Below are 23217 nucleotides of genomic sequence, written 5' to 3'. Positions count from 1 at the left end.
ATACCAACCATAAGCAACAATTATGATTAAAAACTACCTATACAATTTACTACTATTGTGGCCTTGCTTCTTGTGGGCTTCTCCAAACAATTTCTCTACAAATGAAGAGGTTCCAGCTTATAGAAGTAATGATGTTTGGGTAGCTCCTAATTCAAATAATGGGTTGTCAAACCCTGGAGACTCAACGAAGACCAAGTCGGCCATACAGCAGCAATTGATAAAGCTGCAACAATCGGCCCTTTACAACACTTCTATTTTTGGAATTAAGAACAATCATACTGCTCCCAAAACAATAGAAGAAACAAAAACCTATAGATCCTTCCCAAACCTAGATCAGAAGTTAAAAGAAAACAACAGCTTTAAGGTCTCTTTTATCAACCGAGCTCCGGAATTCAATCAGGAATATCTTAAAGCCCATTATGCCAGTAATTCAAAAGTGGATACCTTGGTGAGTCAGGCTATGAATGCCTTTGAAGCTGTTCAAAAACTAGGGAATTTTGTAGATATCATTACAGGGAAAGAATTACTCCAATTACCGGTTGGCCTCAGTAAGAAGGATTCCACCTCTGGGAATACCGTGCAACTTGCCATTTCCCAAGTGAAATTCACGCCCCAATATGCCGAATTTAAAGCCTGGGCAAAATTGACCATTCCAGAAAAGGCCAATGATTCGACACCGGAACGCAATCTCTATTTTGGTGCCGAAGGGATAAAACTTTCCCACGATGGTGCTCTTCTCGGGGATATGAAACTAGTGCTCTTGGGCAATCAGGCCATTCCCATGAATGGGGACAATTGGTTGCTGACCTTAAAAGGTGGTATCGATCTGGAAACAGGGACTTTTAGTGATCAATCATACGTAGAATTTGATTGCACTGGCTTAAAATCTATTGGCCTTGAAGGGGACCTTCGAATTTCCCGTAATGTATTGCTGCCCATTACCAGCGGAGGCAACTATGTGTGTGGGGATAGTAGGGACAATCAATACCTAAAGGATACAGAGAATGTAGTAAATAACAAATGTTATGTAGGGGCTTCCTTTAGCATTCGGGCTAATGGCTGGAATGATGTACTGCTGGATGTAACCCTTCCCAAATTTGAAGTGGTAGGCCTTAAAGGTTGGGGTTTCAATATAAAACGGGCAGTATTAGATCTCAGCGATAGCAAGAATGCCTCAGGCATAAAATTCCCAAAGGAATACAGTGCCATATATAGTAATGCCGACAGAAAGTTATGGCGTGGGTTCTATGCCAAGGAAGTCTGTGTAATGCTGCCCAAGGGCATCGAAAAAAACAATGCTCCGGAAGGTCGTGTAGAATTTGGCGCCAAAAATCTGATTTTGGATGGCCAAGGAGTGTCAGGAACTTTTTTTGGGGAAAATGTGTTGAATGTTGGGGAAGGCGCAGCGGGAAAATGGGCCTTTACCGTGGAAGATGTAAGCATTACCCTAGCGATGAATTCCCTCACTGGTGGTACCATGGGCGGCGATATTTCCGTACCCATTTTAAAGGAACCTATGGAGTACAAGGGATACATAGATGTTAATGGCTACGGACTGGAAGTAGGGAGAAAAAGTGATTATAAAGCCCCGGTGTTCTTAGGGGAAATACTGTTGGAGCGAAACTCCAAAGTGGGGATCGATGTAAAAGAGGGAAATTTATACCCCTACGCCAATCTTACCGGACAACTTTCGGTCATTGGAAAAATAGGACTCAAAGACGGGGAGGAACCGCCTTCCAAGGAAGAACTGGAAAAGGATAGTAAAGGGTTTAGCTTTCCCGGGATAAAATTCGAGGAACTAAAACTGGAAACGGAACCAGGAAAAAAGGCCATCAGTACCAAATCTTTTGGTTTTACCGGAGAAATGAAACTGATGGGATTTCCCGCCTCTGTTTCAGATCTGGAACTTACCACTCCTGAAGACCAATTGGGCCTTTCTTTTGACCTTACCCTTAATTTGGATGGGGAAGGATCCCATGCAACTACGAGCATGGCCATTTTAGGCCAGTTGGACAAAGGAGCATCTATTCAGCATTGGAAATTTGAACGGGTTAAGGTCAACGGGATTAAAATCGACTATGAAAAAAGTGGGGTGGCCCTCAAAGGAGAATTGGAAATCATGGAGGACCATAGCTGGTATGGAGATGGTTTCAGGGGCGATATTACCGCTACCATAAAAGAGCTTGATTTTAAGGCTAGGGGTAAGGCTATTTTTGGCAAGAAAGAGTTTAGATATTGGAATGTGGATATCTGGACAGATAACAACAGTGCCTCTTCCAACAGTAAATTATTGATCAATGCTTTTGTGGGAGGGGTATCCTACAAAATGAAAAAAATAAGGGGCAATGGAGATGGTTTTTCTCCATCCTCAGCGGTATACAGGCCAAATGAGGAGTATGGACTAGGACTTAGGGCAGGAGTGAAAATAGGTGCACCCAATTCGGATACCTTTAACGGAAAGGCCTATTTGGAAATGGAATTCAATACCCACGGTGGACTCAATAGGATTGGCTTTACTGGGGAAGGGGCTATGATGGGTGGTGAATCCAAAAAGGATAGTACGAAGCTCGGGGAACTCTCCAAGATGGAAGAAAAGATCAATGAGTTTGCGGAAAAGAATCCCAAATTAGTGGAGCAGCTTGCCAAACATGGGAACTACTTGGAACTTTCCAAAGAAGCTATTCCTGTAAGGGATGTTGCCTCTTCCGGAAAAATCGGAGTATATATAGGGATAGAGAAAGACTTTGTCAATCGCACTTTCGATGGGGATTTTGAACTTTACATGGATACCGAGGGAATCCGAGGAGGTGGGGATAACAACTTGGCTGGTTGGGCTAAAATTCACACAGGTCCCAATGATTGGTACTTGCACATAGGATCGCCACAACGAAGGCTGTCGTTGATTTTTGCATTGGGAACCGAAGAATTGGAAGTTGGTGGGTACTTTATGACAGGGACTGAGCTTCCGTCCCAGTTAGATCCACATCCCCAAGTAGTTAAAATTTTGGGTAGCGATATGTTGAATAACAATCGTCAAGAAAACCAGTTGGCGGCTGGAAAGGGCTTTGCCTTTGGCTTAAATTTCGCTTACAGAAAGAATTATGAATTTGCCATTTTTTATGCAGCACTGGAAGCCGGCGTCGGTTTTGATGTAATGCATGCCTATTACCCGAATGCCAAATGTGTAGGTCGTCCCGGTCCCGTTGGTAATGACGGGTGGTATTCCATGGGGCAGGTATATGCCTATCTCTATGGGGAGTTTGGAGTAAAAGTGAACCTGGTATTTGTTAAAGGGAATTTCCAAATTGCAGAAGCTGGGGTTGCTGCGATGCTGCGAGGGCAATTTCCAAACCCTGTATATGTGCAGGGCTATGTGGGAATGTACTATAATATTTTGGGCGGACTGGTCAAGGGGCGTATGCGCCTTAAAGTGGAGATGGGGGAAGAGTGCGAGCTCGAGAATATTAACAATGCCGTGGGCGTACCCATGATATCTGATATAACCCCAAGGGATAAGAGTGAAGACATTTCTGTCTTTGCTGCGCCCCAAGCTATATTCAATTATGCCGCCAACAATGATTTTACGGTAGATCTGGAGGAAGGAACAAGAACCTTTAAACTGCAGTTACAAAACTTTAAGGTCACTTCGGAAGGAAAGGAACTGAAGGGAAGCTTGGAATGGAATGATACCAATGATGCGGTTACCTTCAAACCTTCGGAAACCCTGCCCTCGGAAAAAGAGGTAAAGGTAGTGGTGGAAGTTAGTTTTGATGAAAAAATAGGCGGCTCCTACCAGACCATGGTAGAAAATGGTAAACCGGTCATTGAAAAACTGGAAGCAATTTTTAAAACAGATAAAGCCCCAGACCATATTCCCTTGGAAAATATCGCCTATATGTATCCTGTACTAGATCAAAAAAGTTTTTATCCGGAAGAATACGGGAAGGGGTATGTGAAGATGAAAACCGCGCAACATTATTTGTTTGATAGCGGCTATGAAATGCGTGCCGAGTTTGTATCCAATTCAACCGGTCAGGGTGTTCGAACCAATTTGAACTATGATAGGGGGAAAGCCACAGTTTTCTATGATATCCCTGATATGGTTTTGAATACGCCATATGGTCTTAATTTAATGGCATTCCCACCAGGAGCTGAAATACAAACGGAGATTGTTACCGTTGAAACCGATCTGCTGGCTGATGAGGAAGGCGGCGACACCAATTGGTTTGATGTAGCCTCCAATACGCAGGAAAAAGAAACCATAAATACTTCGGGAAGTGCGGTAGTCTCCAATAAAATGGCAGCAAATGTTACTATTTCCAGTGGAGCTCCTAAATCAATTTTGGAATATGCTTTTAAAACCAGTCAACACCCTACGTTTAAAGACAAAATTCGCGATTTGAATGTCATAGACAACCTGACGAATTTTATTTATGCCGATGTTCATTCCCTTTCCATTAAAGTGTCAGATTATGAATATCTGGAAAAGATGGAAATAATGGGAGGCAGGTATACCGAATCCAAGCCTTTAATCTATGCCCAGGCCGTGTTGGACGATTCCTATTACAAAAATAAAATCTTCCCCTTATTGTACGAGAATTATCCGTTAGATGGGGATATCAGGGTCAATAGGGAAGAGGAATTGTTGGGAGTCCCTCCAATTCGCTCCTTTTATTTAGGTCAGGAATATCTGAATAATTTGGATAATAATCCCAATTCTGCGTGGGTGAAAAACAGGATTCCGTTTGTCTATAATCTGCCGTATCAGTATAAGTCAGACATGATTTATCTGAGGAATAGGATAGTGAACAGATATACCAGTACTGGAGGGGATCAAGCCAAATATGATGCCTACAAATATTTAATGCAAAGCTCGTTTCCAGCCTTGCCTTTGGGAACTTTTAAGGCGCAATTAATTTACAGGACTCCTGGGGATTTGTACCAAAAAGGGTATGAGATAAAATATAAGAATGACTAAAAGTAGTGGGAGATATTCCAACAATAAAAATAAGAAAGTGAAATACATAATTGTCATATTGTTTTTAATGCTAAATGTCATAAGGGCCCAAGAAGCTCCAGCCGTTCAGGTGATTTCAAGATCCTTACCGGAAAAGGTGCTGTTGAGGTGGGCTGTGGATGAACCGAGCGCTTGGAAAAAGGCAAATGAATATGGTTTTTTAATAGAACGAAGTACCATTTCCCGAAATGGTTTAGCGGTAATACCTATTGAAAGGAAGGTATTGGTTTCCGTTCCCTTAAAGCCAGAACCCTTGGAAGCTTGGGAAGCATTGGCAACGCAGGAACAAAATGCCGCCATCTTGGCTCAGGCTTTATATGGGGATAGTTTTGAAACCTCAGTTCCTGGAGGCGCCATGGGCAGTATCTATGCTGTAAACGATGAATTGGAACAACGGTTTACCTTCGCCCTTTTGGCAGCAGAACAAAATTATGAAGCAGCCAAGTTGGCTGGATGGGCCATTGAGGATACATCAGTGAAGGCCGGTGAAAAGTATTTGTATTCCATATCAGTGGCCATTCCTGAGGAAGTGACTCTTACTATAGAAAATGGTAGTGTTTATGCCGGTTCGGATTTATATGAAGAGCTCCCCAAACCCATCGGCTTAACATCAAGTTTTGGAGATGGTTTTGTAACGTTGGATTGGAATTTTGATCTCCTAAAAGGTATATATACGAGTTATGTGGTGGAGCGTTCCAAAGACGCTACTAGCTTTGAACAGTTGAACGGGGTTCCTATTTTTAGTGCGCAGGAATCTAATAACACCAAAGAAATATCCTTGTCCTACACAGATTCCATTCCCAATAATTCAACCTATTACTATCGCATCAAGGGAAAAAATGCTTTTGGGGAAACAGGACCTAGTTCGGAAGTGATTTCTGGCATGGCAGAACAAAAGTTGGAATATGCTCCCAGAATTTACAAAAAGGAAATTCCAACTGAGGATGAAGTAGTCCTATTTTGGGATTTTGATCCCAAGGGAAATGATCTTATTTCAGGTTTTGAGGTAAGGCGGTCCACCAGCAATAAAGGCCCTTTTGAAATAGTAAAAAGCGCTATAAAAGCTATGGATAGGGAAACGAGGATAATGGGGCTAAAACGTGTCAATTATTTCACGGTGGTTGCCATGGGCAAAAACGGAGTGGAAAGCGAATCCTTTCCAACCCTTGTGCAGCCGATAGATTCAATCCCACCTGCCCCTCCAATAGGTTTAAAAGGGGTGATGGATACTACGGGAATCATTAAGTTGGAGTGGACTAAAAATCTCGAAGAAGATCTTGGAGGTTATCGAATATTTAGATCAAATAACCCAGAGCTCGAATATAGTGAGGTCACCCAGACGGTGTTAAAAGGAGAACGCTATACGGACACCCTTCAGGTGAAAAATTTGAATCGGGAAGTATTCTATAAAATCACAGCGGAGGACCATCGTTACAACCGTTCAAAATACTCTGAGGTATTGATAGTAGAAAAACCAGATGTAACGCCACCATCTTCACCAGTATTTAAGAATTATCAGGTGACAGAGGCGGGAATCCAGATCAACTGGATTCCCAGCAGTAGTGAAGATGTTGTGGCTCATGCCATCTACCGAAAAAGGGGCGATGATAACGAAGCCTTATGGGAGCAACTAATGGAAACTAACAAAATATCGGATTCAACCTATGTGGATACGTCTGTAGAACAGCGCGGGGTATATAATTATACCATGATTGCGAAAGATGAGGGGAACTTGGAGAGTACTCCCACAGAATCCTTATCGGTAGTATGGCAAGGCAAAAATATGGACGGTGAGGACCTTAAATTTTCTGGGATGGTAGACCGTGAACTGAGATTCATCAACCTCTCGTGGCGAGTCAAGGACCAGGAAGTCTTGGAATATAGATTGTATCGGGGCAAAGGGGAGGATGGATTGAAATTGTATAAAACCTTGGAGGGTAGTATCAAAGGCTATAATGATGTGGATTTGGAAGTTAATACTAATTACACCTATGGGTTACAGTCGGTTTTGAGCGGGGGACGGACATCAATGATCCAAAAGGTTAATTTAAAATATTAGGGTTATGAGGAAAATTATAACATTGCTTTTTATTCTAATTACTAGTGTTTGTTTGGGGCAAAGATTTCATCTGGCAACCAGTAATAATGTAAATATTAGTACAAGTGAATGCTTTAATGTTACCCCTGCTGCTTTAGCCTCTAATGATGGTGAAATAAGGATTACTGATTTTACAGGAAATACCATCAGTACAACAACAGGAATATTTGAATTTGATGTGAGACCTTTTGAATTTATCGTTAAAAAGGCTGAATGTAGATATATAGAAGGGCCAAATAGGGGAAAGACATTTACTCTGGGTGGTGGATATACGATAACAATAGATCCAACATTTGATTCTTATTATGAAGCGGGAAATAATGGGGCTCTTTATTTTGAAGAAATAAATACTTCAGTCCTGTATGAGTTAAATTGTAATACAAACTCTATCGATGCTTCAAATATTATAGTTGATACGGATGTTGTAGAATGGGAATATAGATTTGAAGGAAATACTAAGGTGCTAGAAAACTCTCAGAGCAGAGCAAGCCTTCCAATTGATTTTGAAAATTTTGATATTGATTTGAATGCTAACAATAATAAACTAATAGATTTTAGATATAAATTAAATGGAAATGTTTTTTCACCATGGAGAACATATACAATAGTTGTTTGCTCCCCCAAACTTATTGAACCCAACGGAATAATAGAAGAAAATGAAACTTGTGGCGGAAACAATTACGGGTCTGTTACCCTCACTTTTGATAGGAACGTTGCCGAAGGTTATCAAATGCGGTATTTTATAAGACAAGGAACTCCTCCATCAGATCCTAGTCAATTGGATTTGAAAAGTGAAAACCCATTCCCAGCTCAATCTTATGCTGATATCTCAGATGTGGCTCTTGTTGATGTAGGAGGGGGTGAATATAGTGGCACTTATTCAGGATTAGATGGTAGTTTTACTGATACTAATGGAGTAACTTTCGATTCTGCAGATTATTATATTATTTATCAGGAGGTTAGATACGACTTTCCAAACGTTGGTGACGTAGATGTAAAAAGCGGGGAAATCACGCCAAAATTCACCATAAGTAGACCGTCTGAAATAAGAATTGACATTCCATCAGAAAACGTCATTCAACCCAAATGTGCAGGGGAAAAAGGAAGTGTTACCGTTGTGGGATCTGGTGGTGGATACGCCCCAAACACCAATGCTGAGTTGGAATATGGAATACAAGGAGATCCTAATAGTTGGCAGCCTTCTCCAACTTTTTCAGATTTGGATGGAGGTAATTATGTATTTCTTGCAAGAAGTCCAAATGGTTGTATAGGTGAGTCTGGTTCGATAACTATAAATTCTTTAACCCCTTTAACCTTTAGTAATCCTAATTCTGGAAGGGCTTCTTCAAATACAAGTCGGGATGGGTTCATTACTATAAATTATGACGGTGGAATCCCAAATTATTCTTTTAAACTTGAAAAACAAATTACAGAGACCTCTAATTTTGAAGAAGTTTCCACAATAACTATTATAAACAATACACAAATAAAAAGAGTGGAATTTGGTGAATTGGAAATAGGCACCTATCGCATCACAATTACGGATGATAATAACTGTACTCTTACCTCCGAAAACATAGATGTGACCTCAGACCCTGTTCCTGATCTTGCTTCGGAACAAACCGACCAGATCAGTTGTTTTGGGGGTTCCGACGGTCGTGTAAGTGCGGAAGTATCCAATTTCACCTCCAATTATAGGTATCAATGGGTGATTAATGGAGCTGCTTCTTCTATCCAATCAGGATCATCTGGGATTATCGAATTGAATAGCATAAATACACCAGGGGACTACGTGTTGAGAGTATCATCCGGTAGGGTCTCAGATGCAGATTTTAACGATCCGGACAACTTTAGTACCACTACCGCTACCTATTTGATAAATGAACCTGATCCTGTGGTCATGGATAGCCCAGTTCCAAATGATGTCAGTTGTAATGGTAGTAATGATGGTTCCATTGTTTTAGTTCTTTCAGGGGGGACCAATTATGAATATACTTATGAGTTGGCGCCAATAGAGTCGGATTGGATACCTCTTAATGGCAATACCATCACGAATCTTCCTCCTGGTTTTTATAGGGTAACGGTAAGAAATGAAAACGGATGCGAATCAGCCCCTTCAGCCTCCGTTTTTATTGATGAACCCGACCAACTTCTGGTATCGGAAATATCAGAACAAAGGAAGAACGTAACCATCAACGGTGGCAATAATGGGGAAATTGTAATAGAATCATCCGGAGGAACAGGCCCCCATAGTTTTGCTTGGTCGGGCCCAAATGGTTTTACTTCAGATCAACCGAATTTATTCGGACTCACAGCCGGGGAGTATCAAGTGGTGGTGACAGATAGTAATAATTGTTCAGTAAATCTTGGCCCAATACCCATTACCGAACCCGGACCCTTGGGAATCACTTCCCTTAATCCAACTAACGTACTTTGTAAAGGAGACGCTACAGGAGGGATTGAGGCTGAGGTATCAGGAACGCCTCCTTTTACCTTTATTTGGACCAAGGACAGTGATCCGAGTTTTACTGGTCCTGACCAGGCCGTTATTGGCGGACTTGCTGTAGGGACCTATACCCTAGAATTATCGGATGCTTCCGGTGATCCTACGGTAAGCAGTTCGGTTGTGGTAACTGAACCTTTGGACGCACTTTTGAGTGAGGTAATCACAACAGATGTATCTTGTTTTAATGGAGGTGATGGCCAAATAACCATCAATGCAACGGGAGGGACGACACCCTATCAATATGCCATAGATGATGGATTTGGATATCAGACAGCGAATACCTTTACTAATCTATCACCAAGAACATATATAGTTACTGTTCAGGATAGTAATGGGTGTTTATATAATGCCAATGTGGTTGTTGGTGAACCCGATGCAATTACCATCGATACAACTAATACCAGTGTTACGGATGCCTCAACCACAGGAGGATCGGATGGGACTATTGATTTGGAAGTTATTGGTGGCACTGGAGCCTATTCTTATGAATGGTCAGGCCCAAATGTGAATGGTAGTGCAGCGCAATATTTAACAGGCCTTGTCGCAGGAGCTTACCAAGTGTTGGTTACGGATGATAATGGATGTACATTTTCGGGAGAATTTAATGTAGGCGAGCCAGGGCCCTTGGCAATTACAAACATCCAAGAGTTTAATGTAGGCTGTAATGGGGAGTCAACTGGAAGCATTACGACCACGGTGACCGGTAATGGAACAATCACTTTTGAATGGAGAGACGTGGCGTCAAATAACGTAATCAGTATAGCAGGCAAGGATTTAGAGGATGTTCCTGCCGGAATTTATACGCTAACCATAGCCGATGAAACAGCTAATCCGCCTGTATCAAGTAGGCAAATAACGATTCAAGAGCCCGAAGAATTAACAGTCGATATAATACCTACTGAAGTATCCTGTTTTGGAGGTGATGATGGAGTATTACAAGTGAATGTTAGCGGAGGTACGCCACCTTTTGCCTATGCCATAGATGGGATCAATTTTCAAAACAATAATCAGTTCAATAACCTGGTGGCTGGAACCTATGAAGTAACGGTTCGAGACACTAATAATTGTGAAGTATTTACAAGTGGTGTCATAACCCAACCACAAGAATTAGGAATTATTGTTGATCAGGAAAAAAACCTTACTGCCGCCAACACGGCTGATGGCGCAATTTCCATTACTGTATTTGGAGGGACCGCTCCTTTCAGTTATCAATGGTCTTCCGATAATGGATTTACTTCAACCGATGAGGATATCAGTAATTTGGAAGGAGGGACTTATACCCTTGTAATAAGAGATGCCAATAATATTATTGATGGCGATGGCTGTTATTTTACTCGTGATTTTAGGATTGCCGAGCCTGGGGAATTGATAGCTAGCTTAAGCCAAACTGTATTCCTTGATTGTTATGGGGATGATTTTGGGGAATTAAGCGCCAATGTGGACGGAGGTGTTGCACCATATACTTATCAATGGTTTGCTATTCAAAATGGTTCGAACACCCTTTTATCTGAAGATTCAGGAATTATAGGGGATTTATCAGCGGGAGAATATTTTGTACGTGTTACAGATGCCAATTCGATTTCCATCGATACTGCTCCATTAATTATAGTTGCACCAGATTTGTTGGAGATTTATATAGATGGTAAGGTAGATGTGCTTTGTTATGGTGAAGCGACGGGAAATATAGCTATTTCAGTTGTTGGAGGAACCGAACCCTATCAATATTATTGGGACAACGGAGAAACCACAGAAGATTTGAGCGGACTGCTCGCCGGTGATTATGTTATTGAGGTGGTAGATGCAAATGGATGTTTTACAGAAAGTAGTATTACTATCGAGGCGCCTTCGGATCCATTGCGCATTGCAAGTGCCAATCTAGAGGATGTTTCTGAATATGAGGCAAACGATGGCCGCATTACCTTGGAAATTTCAGGAGGCTCAGGATCATATGGCATCAGATGGACCAGACTTTCAGATAATGCATTCGTTGGGGAAACAAAAAGTATAGAAAACCTTTCGGCAAATACATACGAAGTTGCAATTACCGATGGCAATGGCTGTACATTCAGTGAAAGTTATATAGTCTCACAACCTGATATTGTAGAGGAAACGATGGTGTCACCGTCCTGTGCAGGCACTTCGGATGGAAGTATATCCGTTGTGGTAAATAAAGGAAACGGAGTGTTTACCTATTCTTGGAATACTGGAGATACTACTAGCGATATTAATGGACTTCCCGCAGGTACATATACGGTTACTATTGGCGGCTTTGGCGATGGACCAATAACCCGGACTTATGTCTTGGAAGATCCTCTTCCTCTAATGGTTGACCTTGGTGAGGATAGGGTGTTGTGTGACGGACAGCAGCTGGAACTGGATGCCACAGTGGCCGACCCAACGGCAACCTATTTGTGGTCTTCGGATCAAGGATATACCAGTACAGAGTCCAAAGTAATATTGACCGAAACAGGGAACTATACTTTGGTAGTGGAAAGTCAAAATGGCTGTACTGCCCAAGGTGCTATTTTTATTGATGTAAGTTCTGATGAGATCAGTGCGGAATTTGCAGTTTCTAGCCAAGTATTCGTTGGGGAGCCCTTGATTCTGGTGGATATCAGTTATCCATTGCCGGAAAGATTAGAGTGGATAATTCCAGAAGAAGCAACCGTGGTTAAAAAGGATAATGATGAGGCTGAACTTGTTTTTAATAGCCCGGGTGAATACGAAATAGGAATTATTACCCATCGTGGGCCATGCAGTGCCCAACAGACCAAAAAGGTTCTGGTACTTGCTAAGGATGCTACGGTGAGTGAAGAAGAAATTGAATTTAATAAGAAGGTGGTAGAAAACTTCGTAGTGTTTCCTAATCCAACAAGTGGACAATTTAATACACAGATTAATCTAACAGAACGGGGAAATGTGAGTATTAGGGTTTTTAGTTTTGCAAACAATGCCTTGATAGCCTCAGAAAAAGCAAGGGGGGAATCTTCTTATGACATTTCCATGGATATTTCGGGCAAGCCGGCCGGGGTTTACGCGGTCGTATTGGAAACACCTTATGGCACTTCCCTTAGGAAGATAATTTTGAAATAATCACAAATACAATAAATAAAAAACCCTGACCAATTAAGATCAGGGCTTTGAAGATGAATTTAGTATTCTTGAGTTATTATTTTACGTTAGAACCTATGTTCCCTTGAGCAATAATAATTTCCATATGATTTTCATTTTGATGGATCTTTATGTGTCCATTAAAATTTACTAGTTCCTCATAAGAAATAGCAGTGCCATTGTCCAATTTGGAAACCATAGTAGTACTAGCTTCACAATCACACTCAATGGCGGCAAGCGTAATGGCTGCTTCCCCACCTTGTACAGCGTTGTTCAGATAGATTTTTGCTGGATGGATGTCCGTAGAGGAGTTGCTGATCTGCAATACCACTTCAGTCAAACCGTTTTCTTTTTTGATGAAAGTAGCCGTTCCACTAATGTTGGAATTAGAGACAGCACTTAATTGGAAAACCCTACTCACAATAGAGGTTTCACTGTTGTCATCTTTACTACAACCGGTAAGTATCACCATTACCAATGCCAAGAATAAATAAGTATGTTTTTTCATTTTTTTAGTATTTGCTCAATTATTGCACAAATGAATGTCAAAAATGAATCCCTTCGGTTATTGCAGTTCCAAATACCAAAATAAACGATGAAATGCATGTTTTTGGGTTTAATTCCCTAAAAACTAGATCAGTAGGGCATTGTGTGGTGAGCTGATAAAATGGTGTTTAGTTAAATATGGGAACAAAAAAACCCTCGAAAATCAGGTGATGAACAAGGGGGTTTAGGTCATATATAACCAACTTCAATAGTATATGATTCAAGACTTTAGTGCAGTGAATCTATATATTATAGGATAATTGTCTATTTGTAATTAGCAGCTTTTTAACTTCTTAAGGATATCACTTTGCCTTTCTTATGTCCAAAAGGGGATTTGTTAAGGCGCTCCTCCATTAATTTTGAGTACGCCATTTGATTAATTGCAATTTGCTGTAGGTCATTAGGCAATGGCGCAGCATGGTTTGTGGCTGAAACCTTTTTTACTTGTTTCAATTCCTGTATCGTAATCACCTCACTCTTGGAAAACTTAATGCCCAGATCGGACAATAATCGTTCTAAGTTGTAGAAGGGTTGTTTATTAATTGAAGTCGCACTTTTACTTGAAGTACTTTTGTGTTTTTTGATAAATAAGGTAGGTAACATAAGCGTTCAATTTGGGTTATTCTAAACTAACGGTAAGATTTTTTCTTTAGTATTGAACTTAAAGGTTTTTAGGAAAATACTTACAAGTTCAACCTATTCTTCGTGTTATGTATTATAGTTGATCATAAATTGCACCCAAAGGAGTATGTTGGAGCGTTTATGTTGTAACTTACTTTTATGTTATGTGCTGACATTCAATATGGTGAAAGTTGTGGTCAGGCAGATGGTTGATTTTTATAGTATAATATTCGTACTTATTTGGCCATCTACGTCGGATTAAACCTATTTTTGGCGGTAATATTTTGAGAATATAGACGTTATATTTATATCTTTAAGTTGATAAGCACTATGTCCATGAAGTGGTATGTTTTATATGTACAGTCTAGAAAGGAAAAGAAGGTAGCTAATATGCTGCAGGATATGCAGATAGAAGTGTATTGTCCTGTAATTAAAGAAATTAGACAATGGAGCGATCGAAAAAGAACCATTGAAACCCCTTTATTTAAATCCTACGTTTTTGTTCGTCTAAATGATAAGGAACGCCAAACAGTTTTTGGAGTGCCGGGAGTGGTACGTTACTTGTTTTGGCTTGGAAAACCTGCCGTGGTCAGGGATGAGGAAATCAATACCATTAAGAATTGGTTAGAGGATGAGGATGTTGAAGAAATAACACTTTCCAAACTCATTCCAGGGGATGAACTGTATATAAAAAATGGGATTCTTAAAGACCATAAGGCTATTATTCAAGAAGTTGGAAAAAAACGGATGCGGTTGGTAATTCCTGGTCTTGGGGTAGTACTCAACGCAAAGATTAAAGATGTGGTCTAAAACTATCTATAACTGTATTGGTTTATAGCTTCCCTGATTACATTGAGTTCCAAAAAAATATCCCTACTATTAAATTACTCTATTTTTAACTCAACATTACCTCTAAAACTGTGATTATAGTGTGGTTTGCTAAAATACTACCATGCCTTTAATCGATGATCTGGGTCTTACATCTTTTGGCTTTTTTTTAAACTCATATATTCAATTTTCTATATCGCAATCAATTGGGAGATAATCTTGATTATATGTATTATGCTGACTCACAAAATGCATTTTTCGCAATACTTATTATAGTTGTTAACAAAAGCTTGTGCTTTAAATATACCCTGAGTATTTTCGCACTTTAAGAGGTTCTTAACGTTTACGGGAAACCGTAAAGAACAAATTCTGGGTTACCTTATATTAGCCCTTTCTTAGAAAATTTCTATTTTACTGTAGCCATGAAAATTGTGGCTAACGGCGCGGAGCGCTAAATTCCAATGAAATTTTATTGCGTAAAAACTTGGGCCTCACCCTCGTTTTATTTCTAGAAAAACTTTAGTCCAAATATCCGAAATAGTACCGAAAGCATGGCTTTTGGCAGACATTGGGTTGGATGATTTATAACTTAATTTATTACAGAGTATGAAAGTAGCATTTATTACCGGAGTAACCGGACAGGATGGAGCTTACTTGAGTGAGTTTTTATTGAAAAAAGGATATCAGGTACACGGCCTTAAAAGGAGGTCTTCTTCCTTCAATACAGATAGAATAGATCATTTGTACCAAGACCCACACGTAGAGCATCGTAATTTTATTTTGCACTACGGAGATATGACCGATAGTACCAACCTTATACGTTTGATCCAAGAGATCCAACCGGATGAAATCTATAACCTTGCCGCAATGAGCCACGTACAGGTATCTTTCGAGATTCCCGAATATACAGGGAATGCAGATGGTTTAGGTACGCTTCGTATTTTAGATGCAGTGCGTTTGTTGGGATTGGAGAAAAAAACACGTATTTACCAAGCATCTACTTCAGAATTGTACGGGAAAGTACAAGAGGTGCCACAATCAGAGACCACCCCTTTCTACCCTCGTAGTCCTTATGCCGTAGCTAAAATGTACGCCTACTGGATTACCGTGAATTATAGGGAAGCCTATGGGATGTATGCTTGTAACGGAATTTTGTTCAACCATGAATCTCCTATTCGTGGAGAAACTTTTGTGACCAGAAAAATTACACGTGCTGCTTCCAGAATTGCCCTGGGATTACAGGATAAGTTTTACCTTGGAAATTTGGATGCCAAAAGGGATTGGGGCCATGCCAAGGATTATGTGAGGATGATGTGGATGATCCTACAGGCGGAAGAGGCCGAAGACTGGGTAATCGCTACAGGGAAGACCACCCCGGTTAGGGATTTTGTAAGAATGTCATTTGCTGAGGTTGGTATAGAACTGGAATTTAAAGGTATAGGGGTAGAAGAAAAAGGATACGTAAAATCTTGTTCCAATCCAGAATTTCAATTGGAAATAGGAAAAGAGGTATTAGCAGTAGATCCTAAATATTTTAGACCAACAGAGGTAGATCTATTGATTGGTGATGCCACCAAGGCAAATACCAAATTGGGTTGGATTCCAGAATATGACCTGCAAGCCCTTGTTAAGGACATGATGAAGAGCGACGTAAAGTTGATGCAGAAAGACCAGCATTTGAAATATGGAGGTTATGAGACTTTCAATTATTTCGAATAATATATCTTCTTTCAAAACAGGGATTAGTAATAAAAGACATTCGATTTTGCAGGTACTCATAAAAAAAACCTCAGGATCTAGGTAAAAATAAGAATGAAGAAAGACGCTAAAATATATATTGCGGGCCATAGGGGATTGGTGGGCAGCGCCATTTTAAAGAACCTGCAAGCCAAGGGGTATACCAATTTTGTGACCCGCACCCACAAAGAGCTGGATTTAACCGATGGTGCCGCTGTGTCAACGTTTTTTGCTACTGAAAAGCCGGCATACGTTTTTTTGGCTGCCGCCAAAGTAGGGGGCATTGTGGCAAACAATACCTATAGGGCAGATTTCATCTATGACAATCTCATGATCCAAAATAATGTGATTCATCAGAGTTTTGTGCATGGGGTTAAAAAAATGATGTTTTTGGGTAGTACCTGTATTTATCCCAAGAACTGTCCACAGCCCATGAAAGAGGACTATTTGCTTACGGATACCTTGGAATATACCAATGAGCCTTATGCCATTGCGAAGATTGCGGGCATTAAAATGTGCGAGAGCTATAATTTGCAGTACGGTACCAATTTTATTTCGGTAATGCCTACCAACTTATACGGTCCCAATGATAATTTTGATCTGGAAAAGTCGCATGTGCTTCCGGCATTGATTCGTAAAATGCATTTAGGGAAAGCCCTTGAGAACAATGATTGGGATACCATTTGCAAGGATTTGGACCGTTTGCCCATTGAAGGGGTCAACGGATCAGCACAAAAAGATGTCATTTACAGTGTTCTGGATAAGTACGGCATTCAAAAAAATGGGGATGCGGTGCATTTGGAAATTTGGGGCACTGGCAAGCCAATGAGAGAATTTCTCTGGAGTGAGGACATGGCAGATGCCTGCGTATTCCTCATGGAAAAGAGGGACTTTAAGGACTGCTATGATGCCGGGACCAAAGAAATTAGGAATACCCATATCAACATAGGAACAGGCGAGGATATATCCATCAAGGATCTGGCCCAGGTGATTAAAGAAACCATTGGCTTTAAAGGGGAACTTTTTTTCAATTCCAACAAACCCGATGGTACCATGAAAAAGCTGACGGACCCATCAAAATTACACGGGTTGGGGTGGAAACACGCTATTGATTTGGAGGAAGGGGTAGAAAGAGTCTACGACTGGTACCTAAAATAAAGGCTGGGTATATTTTAAGATAATGGCACATGAATAACAGGTTCTTTTTAACGCTTAAGAGTTCTTTTAATCAAAGACCGGCCACGAGATTATTAAAACTCTTGTTGCTTATAGATGTGTTATTTGTGTTGGTTCATTTCTTCATAGTGTTGTTTTGGAATTCAGAGCCTAAAGCTTTTTTGCTTGATGCCAATGGATTGGGTTATCCTGAGCTATTTCAGTATGTGAAATATTTGATTGTAATGGCTTTGACAGCGAATCTTATGTTTCGGAAAAAGGAGAATCTATACCTTCCTTTTTTAGTGCTTTTTTTTCTATTGTTAGTAGATGATGCCTACCAATTACATCATAAAGCAAGTTGGTTTTTGGTTCATCTTTTGGATTTAAAGAATGTATCGGGTCTTAGGGCCGTGGTGTTAGGGCAGCTAATCTACATTGTGTTTATGGGTATTTTAGTTTCGGGTTTTTCCTCATTATTTTACTTAAAAGGATCCGCGCATTTCAGAAAAACCTTTATAGACATTTTCATGCTTATTTCTGTTTTTCTTTTTTTTGGGATTGGGGTCGATATTTTGCATAACCAATTGGAAGAGGTTTATTTGGTTTCTGACATTTTGGTTTTAATAGAGGAAGGCGGAGAAATGATAGCATTAAGCCTGTTGGTTTGGTACTTTTATTTTTTAGTATTAGAATCGAATGGGGACAGGAAATTTTATTTAGGAACGATTTTCCAAGTTGAAAGGTAAAATGCCTTCAGGAATATTAAGCCAATGCTTGTTTCAAGTAATATTAATTTAAAAATATATAAAAAGTATTTCATTAACTAAAACTACAAATTGGTTTAACAAATTAACTTACTATGATAGATTTTTTAAAAAATAACTTTAATAAAGAGCGGTCGAGTTTGCTCTTGTTTATTTTTCTTACAATCGACATAGTATTTATTGTTATACATCTTTTAATCGCATTATTTTGGGACTCAAACCCAAAAGAGTTTAGGGTTGATGAAGATGGAGGATACCCTGAGATTTTTCAATATTTTAAATATATTTTAATTGTTCTTATCACATTTTATCTAGTAGCAAAACGATCGATTAATTATTTACCTTGGTTAATTTTATTTTTATTTCTCTGTTTTGATGATGCGTTACAGTTCCATGAAAAAGCAGGAATTTTTTTTGCTAATTTTTTTAGTTTACAATCTTACTTAGGCTTAAGAGCTATTGATTTGGGTGAACTTGTGTTCGCATTCTTAATGGGGTTAATTTTATTTTTGTTCTCATTTAAGAGCTATTTTCAAGGATCCAAAATTTTCAAAAATAATTGTGTTGATATTCTATCTTTATTTACCTTTTTTCTTTTTTTTGGTATTGGAATAGATATGGTTCACCAGCTTTTTGCACATCTAGAATTTGTTGCTGGTGCTGTTGCCTTAATTGAAGATGGTGGAGAAATGATAACTTTGAGCTTGTTAGTTTGGTACTTTTATTTTATTGTACTGGAGACTGACGTTGAAAGAAGGTTTTTATATAATTACTTCTATTCAAAAAAAGAGGTTAAATGATCATAATCGATTTTTAGAGGCTTCAGCTTGAATAAGTATAGAAATAATAGAAATTTAACGAATCTGATATTCCTTTAAAATTTCATGAATCGAATTTACCAACGATTAAGGGTTAGTAGCGATAGAACCCAAAATATTGTAAAACACATTGGTTGGTCAACATTATATAAGGGAGGAAGCATATTAGCTAATTTTCTTTTGGTACCTCTTACCATTGCCTATTTGGACCAAGAAAATTATGGGGTATGGCTGACCTTGAGTTCTTTTGTTGGATGGTTTTCTATTTTAGACATTGGTCTTGGCAATGGGCTTCGCAATAAATTTGCCGAGGCAAAGGCAAAAGGAGATTTGCTGTTGGCAAGAGCTTATGTGAGTTGTGCGTATTATGTCATTGGGTTTATAGGGGTAGGTGTTATTGCCATCTTTCTTTTGGTGAATGTATTTGTAGATTGGACCATTGTTTTTAACACTAGCGCAGGTTTAAAAGGAGATTTAGGTATTCTAATGCCCATTGTTTTTGCATTTTTTATCCTCCAATTGGTAACTAAATTAATTACAACCATTTATGCGGCAGATCAGCAACATTCTGTACAAGGCAAAATTGAATTTTTTATTCAAGTACTATCGCTGTTAATTGTTTGGTTGCTAAGTAAAACCACGGGAAGTTCCCTATTGCTATTTGGGAGTATGTTTTCGGTTTTACCCGTAGTCATTTTGTTGGGCCTAAATGTATTTGCCTTCAACAATAGGTACAAGGATTTTAAACCGACCCTAAAACTATGGGAAAGAAAATTTATTAAGGATATAACCGGGTTGGGGTTTCATTTTTTTATCATTCAGATGGCGACTACTGTTTTATTGTCAACGGACAATATTATCATCACCAACCTTTTTGCCCCGGAGGAAGTGGTGCCCTATAATGTATCCTTAAAGTATTTTTCCATTGTTCTTATGGGGTATGCCATGGTAACGGCCCCTTATTGGTCCTCTTTTACGGAGGCGTATGTGAACAAGGATTTTGAATGGATCAAGCATTCAGTGAGGAATATCCAGAAATTATGGTGGGCTGTACCTTTTATCTTGGGAATCATGTTCCTGGTATCGGATTGGTTTTATGTTGTATGGGTGGGAGACAAAATAAAAGTGCCAACTACACTTTCTTTGTCCATGGGATTGTATGTTATGATGGCGACCTTTCAATCTATTTATTATAAGTTTATCAATGCCGTTGGCAAAATCAAGATTCAACTTATTATAAGCATAATTTCTATAGTTATAAATATTCCATTAAGCTTGTTGTTTGCCAAGACCTTTAATCTGGGATTGGCAGGAGTTATATTGGCCACTTGCTTTTCATTTGCCATTTCGGTTGTAATAGGACCTATACAATATCAAAAATTAATTACCCACAATGCTTTTGGGATTTGGAACAAATAACTTCTTGTTAAAGGAAAAATATTAAATGCAGCAAGCCAAAAGAGTAGCAAAGAATACAGGGTTTTTATATGCCCGTATGGCTATTACCGTATTTATATCATTGTATTCCACAAGATTAATTTTGGCGGCCTTGGGCGCAACTGACTTTGGAATTTTCAATGTGGTCGCCGGTGCCATAGCCATGCTTACGTTCTTAAATGCGGCTATGGCATCCGCTACCCAGCGATTTATGTCCTTTGCCGAAGGGAAAGGAGATTTTAAGGCACAGGTTGGTATTTTCAATGTTAGCGTAGTATTACATTTAATCATTTCAATTGTCGTAGTGCTTTTATTGGAAGGAGCTGGTTTCTTTCTTTTTAATGGGGTTCTGGAAATTCCTGAAAACAGGCTATATGCAGCAAAGGTCATTTTTCAATGTATGGTGTTAAGTACATTTTTCGGTATCCTTTCTGTACCATATAATGCTGTGATAAATGCTCACGAAAACATGTTTTTAGTTGCGGTTTTGGGTGTGCTAGAGGCACTTATAAAATTGGGTATAGCCTTATATGTGACCAATACGTCATTTGATAAATTGATTAGCTATGGTTCTTTAATGGCAGTAATGGCAATTATTTTGTTATTGATCAGAAGGGTTTATTGCCATCTAAAGTATAATGAAGTAACAATTAACGTTAAAAAGTATTTTGATAGGTCATTATTCAAGGAAATGGGGAGTTTCGCAGGTTGGTCTTTTTTAGGGTCTTCAAGTAGCATGATCGCAAATTACGGCCAGGGTATTGTGCTAAACATGTTTTTTGGACCTCGCGTGAATGCTGCTCAAGGGATTGCCAACCAAGTAAGCGGGCAACTGAGTGCATTTTCAACTACTATGCTAAGTGCCCTGAACCCTGGCATAGCGAAAAGTGAGGGTGCAGGGAAAAGGGGGTCTATGCTGAAGATGACTGCCATGGGGAGTAAAATGTCTTTTTTCCTTTTAAGTTTTATGTGCATTCCGGTGCTCATAGAGATGCCTTACATTTTGGGACTTTGGTTAAAAGATGTACCAGCATATGCTGTTGTATTTTGTAGGTTGCTTCTTATTAAAAATTTAATTGAGCAGCTTTCAATTCCTGTTTCAACTTCCATAAAAGCTGTAGGTAATATTAGAGATTTTCAAATTGCAAGTTCCATTTTAACATTTTTTCCCTTAATTATTTCTTTTGGTTTCTTCTTTTTGGGCTATCCTCCTTATTTCTTATATGTAGTTTTTATAGGATATGCCATTTTAAATTCGGGTTTAATATTTAAATATGGAAACAAATATTGTGGTCTTGCCTTGTGGTCCTTTATAAAAAATGTCGTTTTAAGATGCGTGTTCTCTTTTTTAGCTGTTTTGTTGTTGTCCTTAATACCACAACTTGTACTTGATGAAGATGGTATTCGTTTGCTGATAGTTACCGGAAGTTCAGGATTGTTTTTTATTATTATAGTTTATGTTATAGGGTTTAATAAACAAGAAAAGAATTGGCTTAATATGCTGTTAAAATCGTTTGCCATTTCATTAAAAGAAAAACTGTCAATTGTAAAAATATGATATCTGTAGTTATTCCCTTATACAATAAGGCTCATACCATTGAAAAAACCTTAGGCTCGGTAATTGCTCAAACTTATATAAACTTTGAGGTGGTTATTGTTGACGATGGCAGCACGGATGATGGTGTTGAAGTAATTAAGAATTTCACAAACGACAAGCGGGTTAGAATTATTAGTCAGCCAAATCAAGGGGTTAGTGTTGCTAGAAATCAAGGAGTGCAACATTCCACATTTAATTATATTGCTTTTTTGGATGGTGACGATGAGTGGGACCAAAACTATTTATTTCAAATGAACCAAGCAATAGTAAAATTTCCAACTGTAGGTCTAATTTGCTCAGCGGGTAAGATTAGGTCTGGAGGAAATGAATATTTGAGATTGGCCAAAAAATATGAAGGGTTAATAACTGAAGTTGATTTTTTTGAAAACCCCCATGTATTCTTGCATACCAGTGCGACAGTGGTGTCTAAAAAAGAATTTAATAGAACTGATGGTTTTCCCATTGGAATGAAAAGAAATCAAGATTTTGCATTGTTCTTTTCTTTGGCACTAATTACCAAAGTTGTGTATTCCGGCATTCCTTTAAGTGTATATGTTGGTGATGTTGAGGGCCAAGCAACAAAAACCTCTTTTAAGGAGGTTTTGCTCCATGTTACTAAAAGATATAATGAGGTTTTTAATAACTGGAAGAAAAATCCAAGAAAAAATAAGTCATTTATTATATTTATGAAGTATGAATTAAGACATACGTTCTTATCCTTTATTAAAGCCAATAATCATGATACGCTTATTTACTTTATGGATGGATTGCAATTGGACATTAGAAATCAGTTTAATTCTCTTGAATGGTATATGCTTACAAAGAAGCCTTTAAAACCTTTAAATGTGCTTTTTATTTACGCGACAAAAGTAAGATGGCGTTTGAGAGGATACCCAAGAGTGCAATAGAAATTAAAAGGAATTCTATGGGTTAGAATGTTTTAATATGTATTTTAATATATGAATTTCTTGTAAGAATA

The 23217-nt window shown here is 38.9% G+C and carries 14 protein-coding genes; 11 read left to right on the top strand and 3 right to left on the bottom strand.

The genetic code is table 11. From position 1 onward, the window contains the following. The first annotated feature begins 22 nt into the window (after positions 1-22). The 3 genes from ABXZ32_RS11835 to ABXZ32_RS11825 are packed head-to-tail and all read left to right on the top strand — an operon-like array spanning position 23 to position 12714. Positions 23-4978, top strand: a complete 4956-nt coding sequence (locus ABXZ32_RS11835; protein WP_354618883.1) for a hypothetical protein — start codon at positions 23-25, stop codon at positions 4976-4978. Between the two features lie 37 nt (positions 4979-5015). Then, entirely contained in the window at positions 5016-7076 is a 2061-nt protein-coding gene (locus tag ABXZ32_RS11830) for a fibronectin type III domain-containing protein (RefSeq protein WP_354618882.1), read from the top strand. 4 nt (positions 7077-7080) lie between these two features. After that, positions 7081-12714 (top strand): T9SS type A sorting domain-containing protein, encoded by a 5634-nt coding sequence (locus ABXZ32_RS11825; protein ID WP_354618881.1) that lies wholly within the window; start codon positions 7081-7083, stop codon positions 12712-12714. A 76-nt stretch (positions 12715-12790) separates the two neighbouring features. On the opposite strand, the gene ABXZ32_RS11820 is transcribed toward ABXZ32_RS11825, so the two are convergent. Then, positions 12791-13240, bottom strand: a complete 450-nt coding sequence (locus tag ABXZ32_RS11820) for a hypothetical protein (RefSeq protein ID WP_354618880.1) — start codon at positions 13238-13240, stop codon at positions 12791-12793. Between the two features lie 323 nt (positions 13241-13563). Continuing rightward, the gene (locus ABXZ32_RS11815; RefSeq protein WP_354618879.1) at positions 13564-13881 is read right to left on the bottom strand and encodes a hypothetical protein; all 318 of its coding nucleotides are present in this window, start codon (positions 13879-13881) and stop codon (positions 13564-13566) included. Positions 13882-14229: 348 nt separating this feature from the next. On the opposite strand from ABXZ32_RS11815, the gene ABXZ32_RS11810 reads away from it, so the two are divergent. From ABXZ32_RS11810 to ABXZ32_RS11785, 6 genes are all read left to right on the top strand, one after another. After that, entirely contained in the window at positions 14230-14709 is a 480-nt protein-coding gene (locus ABXZ32_RS11810; protein ID WP_354618878.1) for a UpxY family transcription antiterminator, read from the top strand. 624 nt (positions 14710-15333) lie between these two features. Continuing rightward, positions 15334-16446: a GDP-mannose 4,6-dehydratase gene (gmd, locus tag ABXZ32_RS11805; protein WP_354618877.1), complete on the top strand. Its 1113-nt coding sequence runs from the start codon at positions 15334-15336 to the stop codon at positions 16444-16446. A 93-nt stretch (positions 16447-16539) separates the two neighbouring features. Beyond that, positions 16540-17622 (top strand): GDP-L-fucose synthase family protein, encoded by a 1083-nt coding sequence (locus tag ABXZ32_RS11800; protein WP_354618876.1) that lies wholly within the window; start codon positions 16540-16542, stop codon positions 17620-17622. 443 nt (positions 17623-18065) lie between these two features. Next, complete coding sequence (locus ABXZ32_RS11795; protein WP_354618875.1) at positions 18066-18368, top strand: hypothetical protein; 303 nt, start codon at positions 18066-18068, stop codon at positions 18366-18368. A gap of 113 nt (positions 18369-18481) precedes the next feature. Continuing rightward, positions 18482-19186, top strand: a complete 705-nt coding sequence (locus tag ABXZ32_RS11790; protein ID WP_354618874.1) for a hypothetical protein — start codon at positions 18482-18484, stop codon at positions 19184-19186. Between the two features lie 84 nt (positions 19187-19270). After that, positions 19271-20623, top strand: coding sequence for a lipopolysaccharide biosynthesis protein (locus ABXZ32_RS11785; RefSeq protein ID WP_354618873.1), 1353 nt, complete (start codon positions 19271-19273; stop codon positions 20621-20623). Between the two features lie 21 nt (positions 20624-20644). Here the strand turns inward: ABXZ32_RS11785 and ABXZ32_RS11780 are convergent, their stop codons facing one another. Next, a complete protein-coding gene (locus ABXZ32_RS11780; RefSeq protein WP_354618872.1) occupies positions 20645-21031 on the bottom strand; it encodes a hypothetical protein in 387 nt (128 codons plus the stop codon). Between the two features lie 79 nt (positions 21032-21110). On the opposite strand from ABXZ32_RS11780, the gene ABXZ32_RS11775 reads away from it, so the two are divergent. Then, positions 21111-22199 (top strand): hypothetical protein, encoded by a 1089-nt coding sequence (locus ABXZ32_RS11775; protein ID WP_354618871.1) that lies wholly within the window; start codon positions 21111-21113, stop codon positions 22197-22199. Next, the gene (locus tag ABXZ32_RS11770) at positions 22196-23146 is read left to right on the top strand and encodes a glycosyltransferase family 2 protein (protein ID WP_354618870.1); all 951 of its coding nucleotides are present in this window, start codon (positions 22196-22198) and stop codon (positions 23144-23146) included. The genes ABXZ32_RS11775 and ABXZ32_RS11770 overlap by 4 nt, the downstream gene beginning before the upstream one ends. Positions 23147-23217 lie beyond the last annotated feature (71 nt).

Source organism: Sediminicola luteus, from assembly GCF_040566555.1.
Classification (GTDB): domain Bacteria; phylum Bacteroidota; class Bacteroidia; order Flavobacteriales; family Flavobacteriaceae; genus Sediminicola.
This window is presented reverse-complemented; position numbering and strand designations above follow the sequence as displayed.

What these genes read in the sequence shown, in the direction of transcription:
- ABXZ32_RS11835 (WP_354618883.1), top strand. Translation starts at nt 23, where the DNA reads ATGATTAAAAACTACCTATACAATTTACTACTATTGTGGCCTTGCTTC.
- ABXZ32_RS11825 (WP_354618881.1), top strand. Translation starts at nt 7,081, where the DNA reads ATGAGGAAAATTATAACATTGCTTTTTATTCTAATTACTAGTGTTTGT.
- ABXZ32_RS11820 (WP_354618880.1), bottom strand. Translation starts at nt 13,240, where the DNA reads ATGAAAAAACATACTTATTTATTCTTGGCATTGGTAATGGTGATACTT.
- ABXZ32_RS11815 (WP_354618879.1), bottom strand. Translation starts at nt 13,881, where the DNA reads ATGTTACCTACCTTATTTATCAAAAAACACAAAAGTACTTCAAGTAAA.
- ABXZ32_RS11810 (WP_354618878.1), top strand. Translation starts at nt 14,230, where the DNA reads ATGTCCATGAAGTGGTATGTTTTATATGTACAGTCTAGAAAGGAAAAG.
- gmd (WP_354618877.1), top strand. Translation starts at nt 15,334, where the DNA reads ATGAAAGTAGCATTTATTACCGGAGTAACCGGACAGGATGGAGCTTAC.
- ABXZ32_RS11800 (WP_354618876.1), top strand. Translation starts at nt 16,540, where the DNA reads ATGAAGAAAGACGCTAAAATATATATTGCGGGCCATAGGGGATTGGTG.
- ABXZ32_RS11795 (WP_354618875.1), top strand. Translation starts at nt 18,066, where the DNA reads ATGGGTATTTTAGTTTCGGGTTTTTCCTCATTATTTTACTTAAAAGGA.
- ABXZ32_RS11790 (WP_354618874.1), top strand. Translation starts at nt 18,482, where the DNA reads ATGATAGATTTTTTAAAAAATAACTTTAATAAAGAGCGGTCGAGTTTG.
- ABXZ32_RS11785 (WP_354618873.1), top strand. Translation starts at nt 19,271, where the DNA reads ATGAATCGAATTTACCAACGATTAAGGGTTAGTAGCGATAGAACCCAA.
- ABXZ32_RS11780 (WP_354618872.1), bottom strand. Translation starts at nt 21,031, where the DNA reads ATGACCTTTGCTGCATATAGCCTGTTTTCAGGAATTTCCAGAACCCCA.
- ABXZ32_RS11775 (WP_354618871.1), top strand. Translation starts at nt 21,111, where the DNA reads ATGTTTTTAGTTGCGGTTTTGGGTGTGCTAGAGGCACTTATAAAATTG.
- ABXZ32_RS11770 (WP_354618870.1), top strand. Translation starts at nt 22,196, where the DNA reads ATGATATCTGTAGTTATTCCCTTATACAATAAGGCTCATACCATTGAA.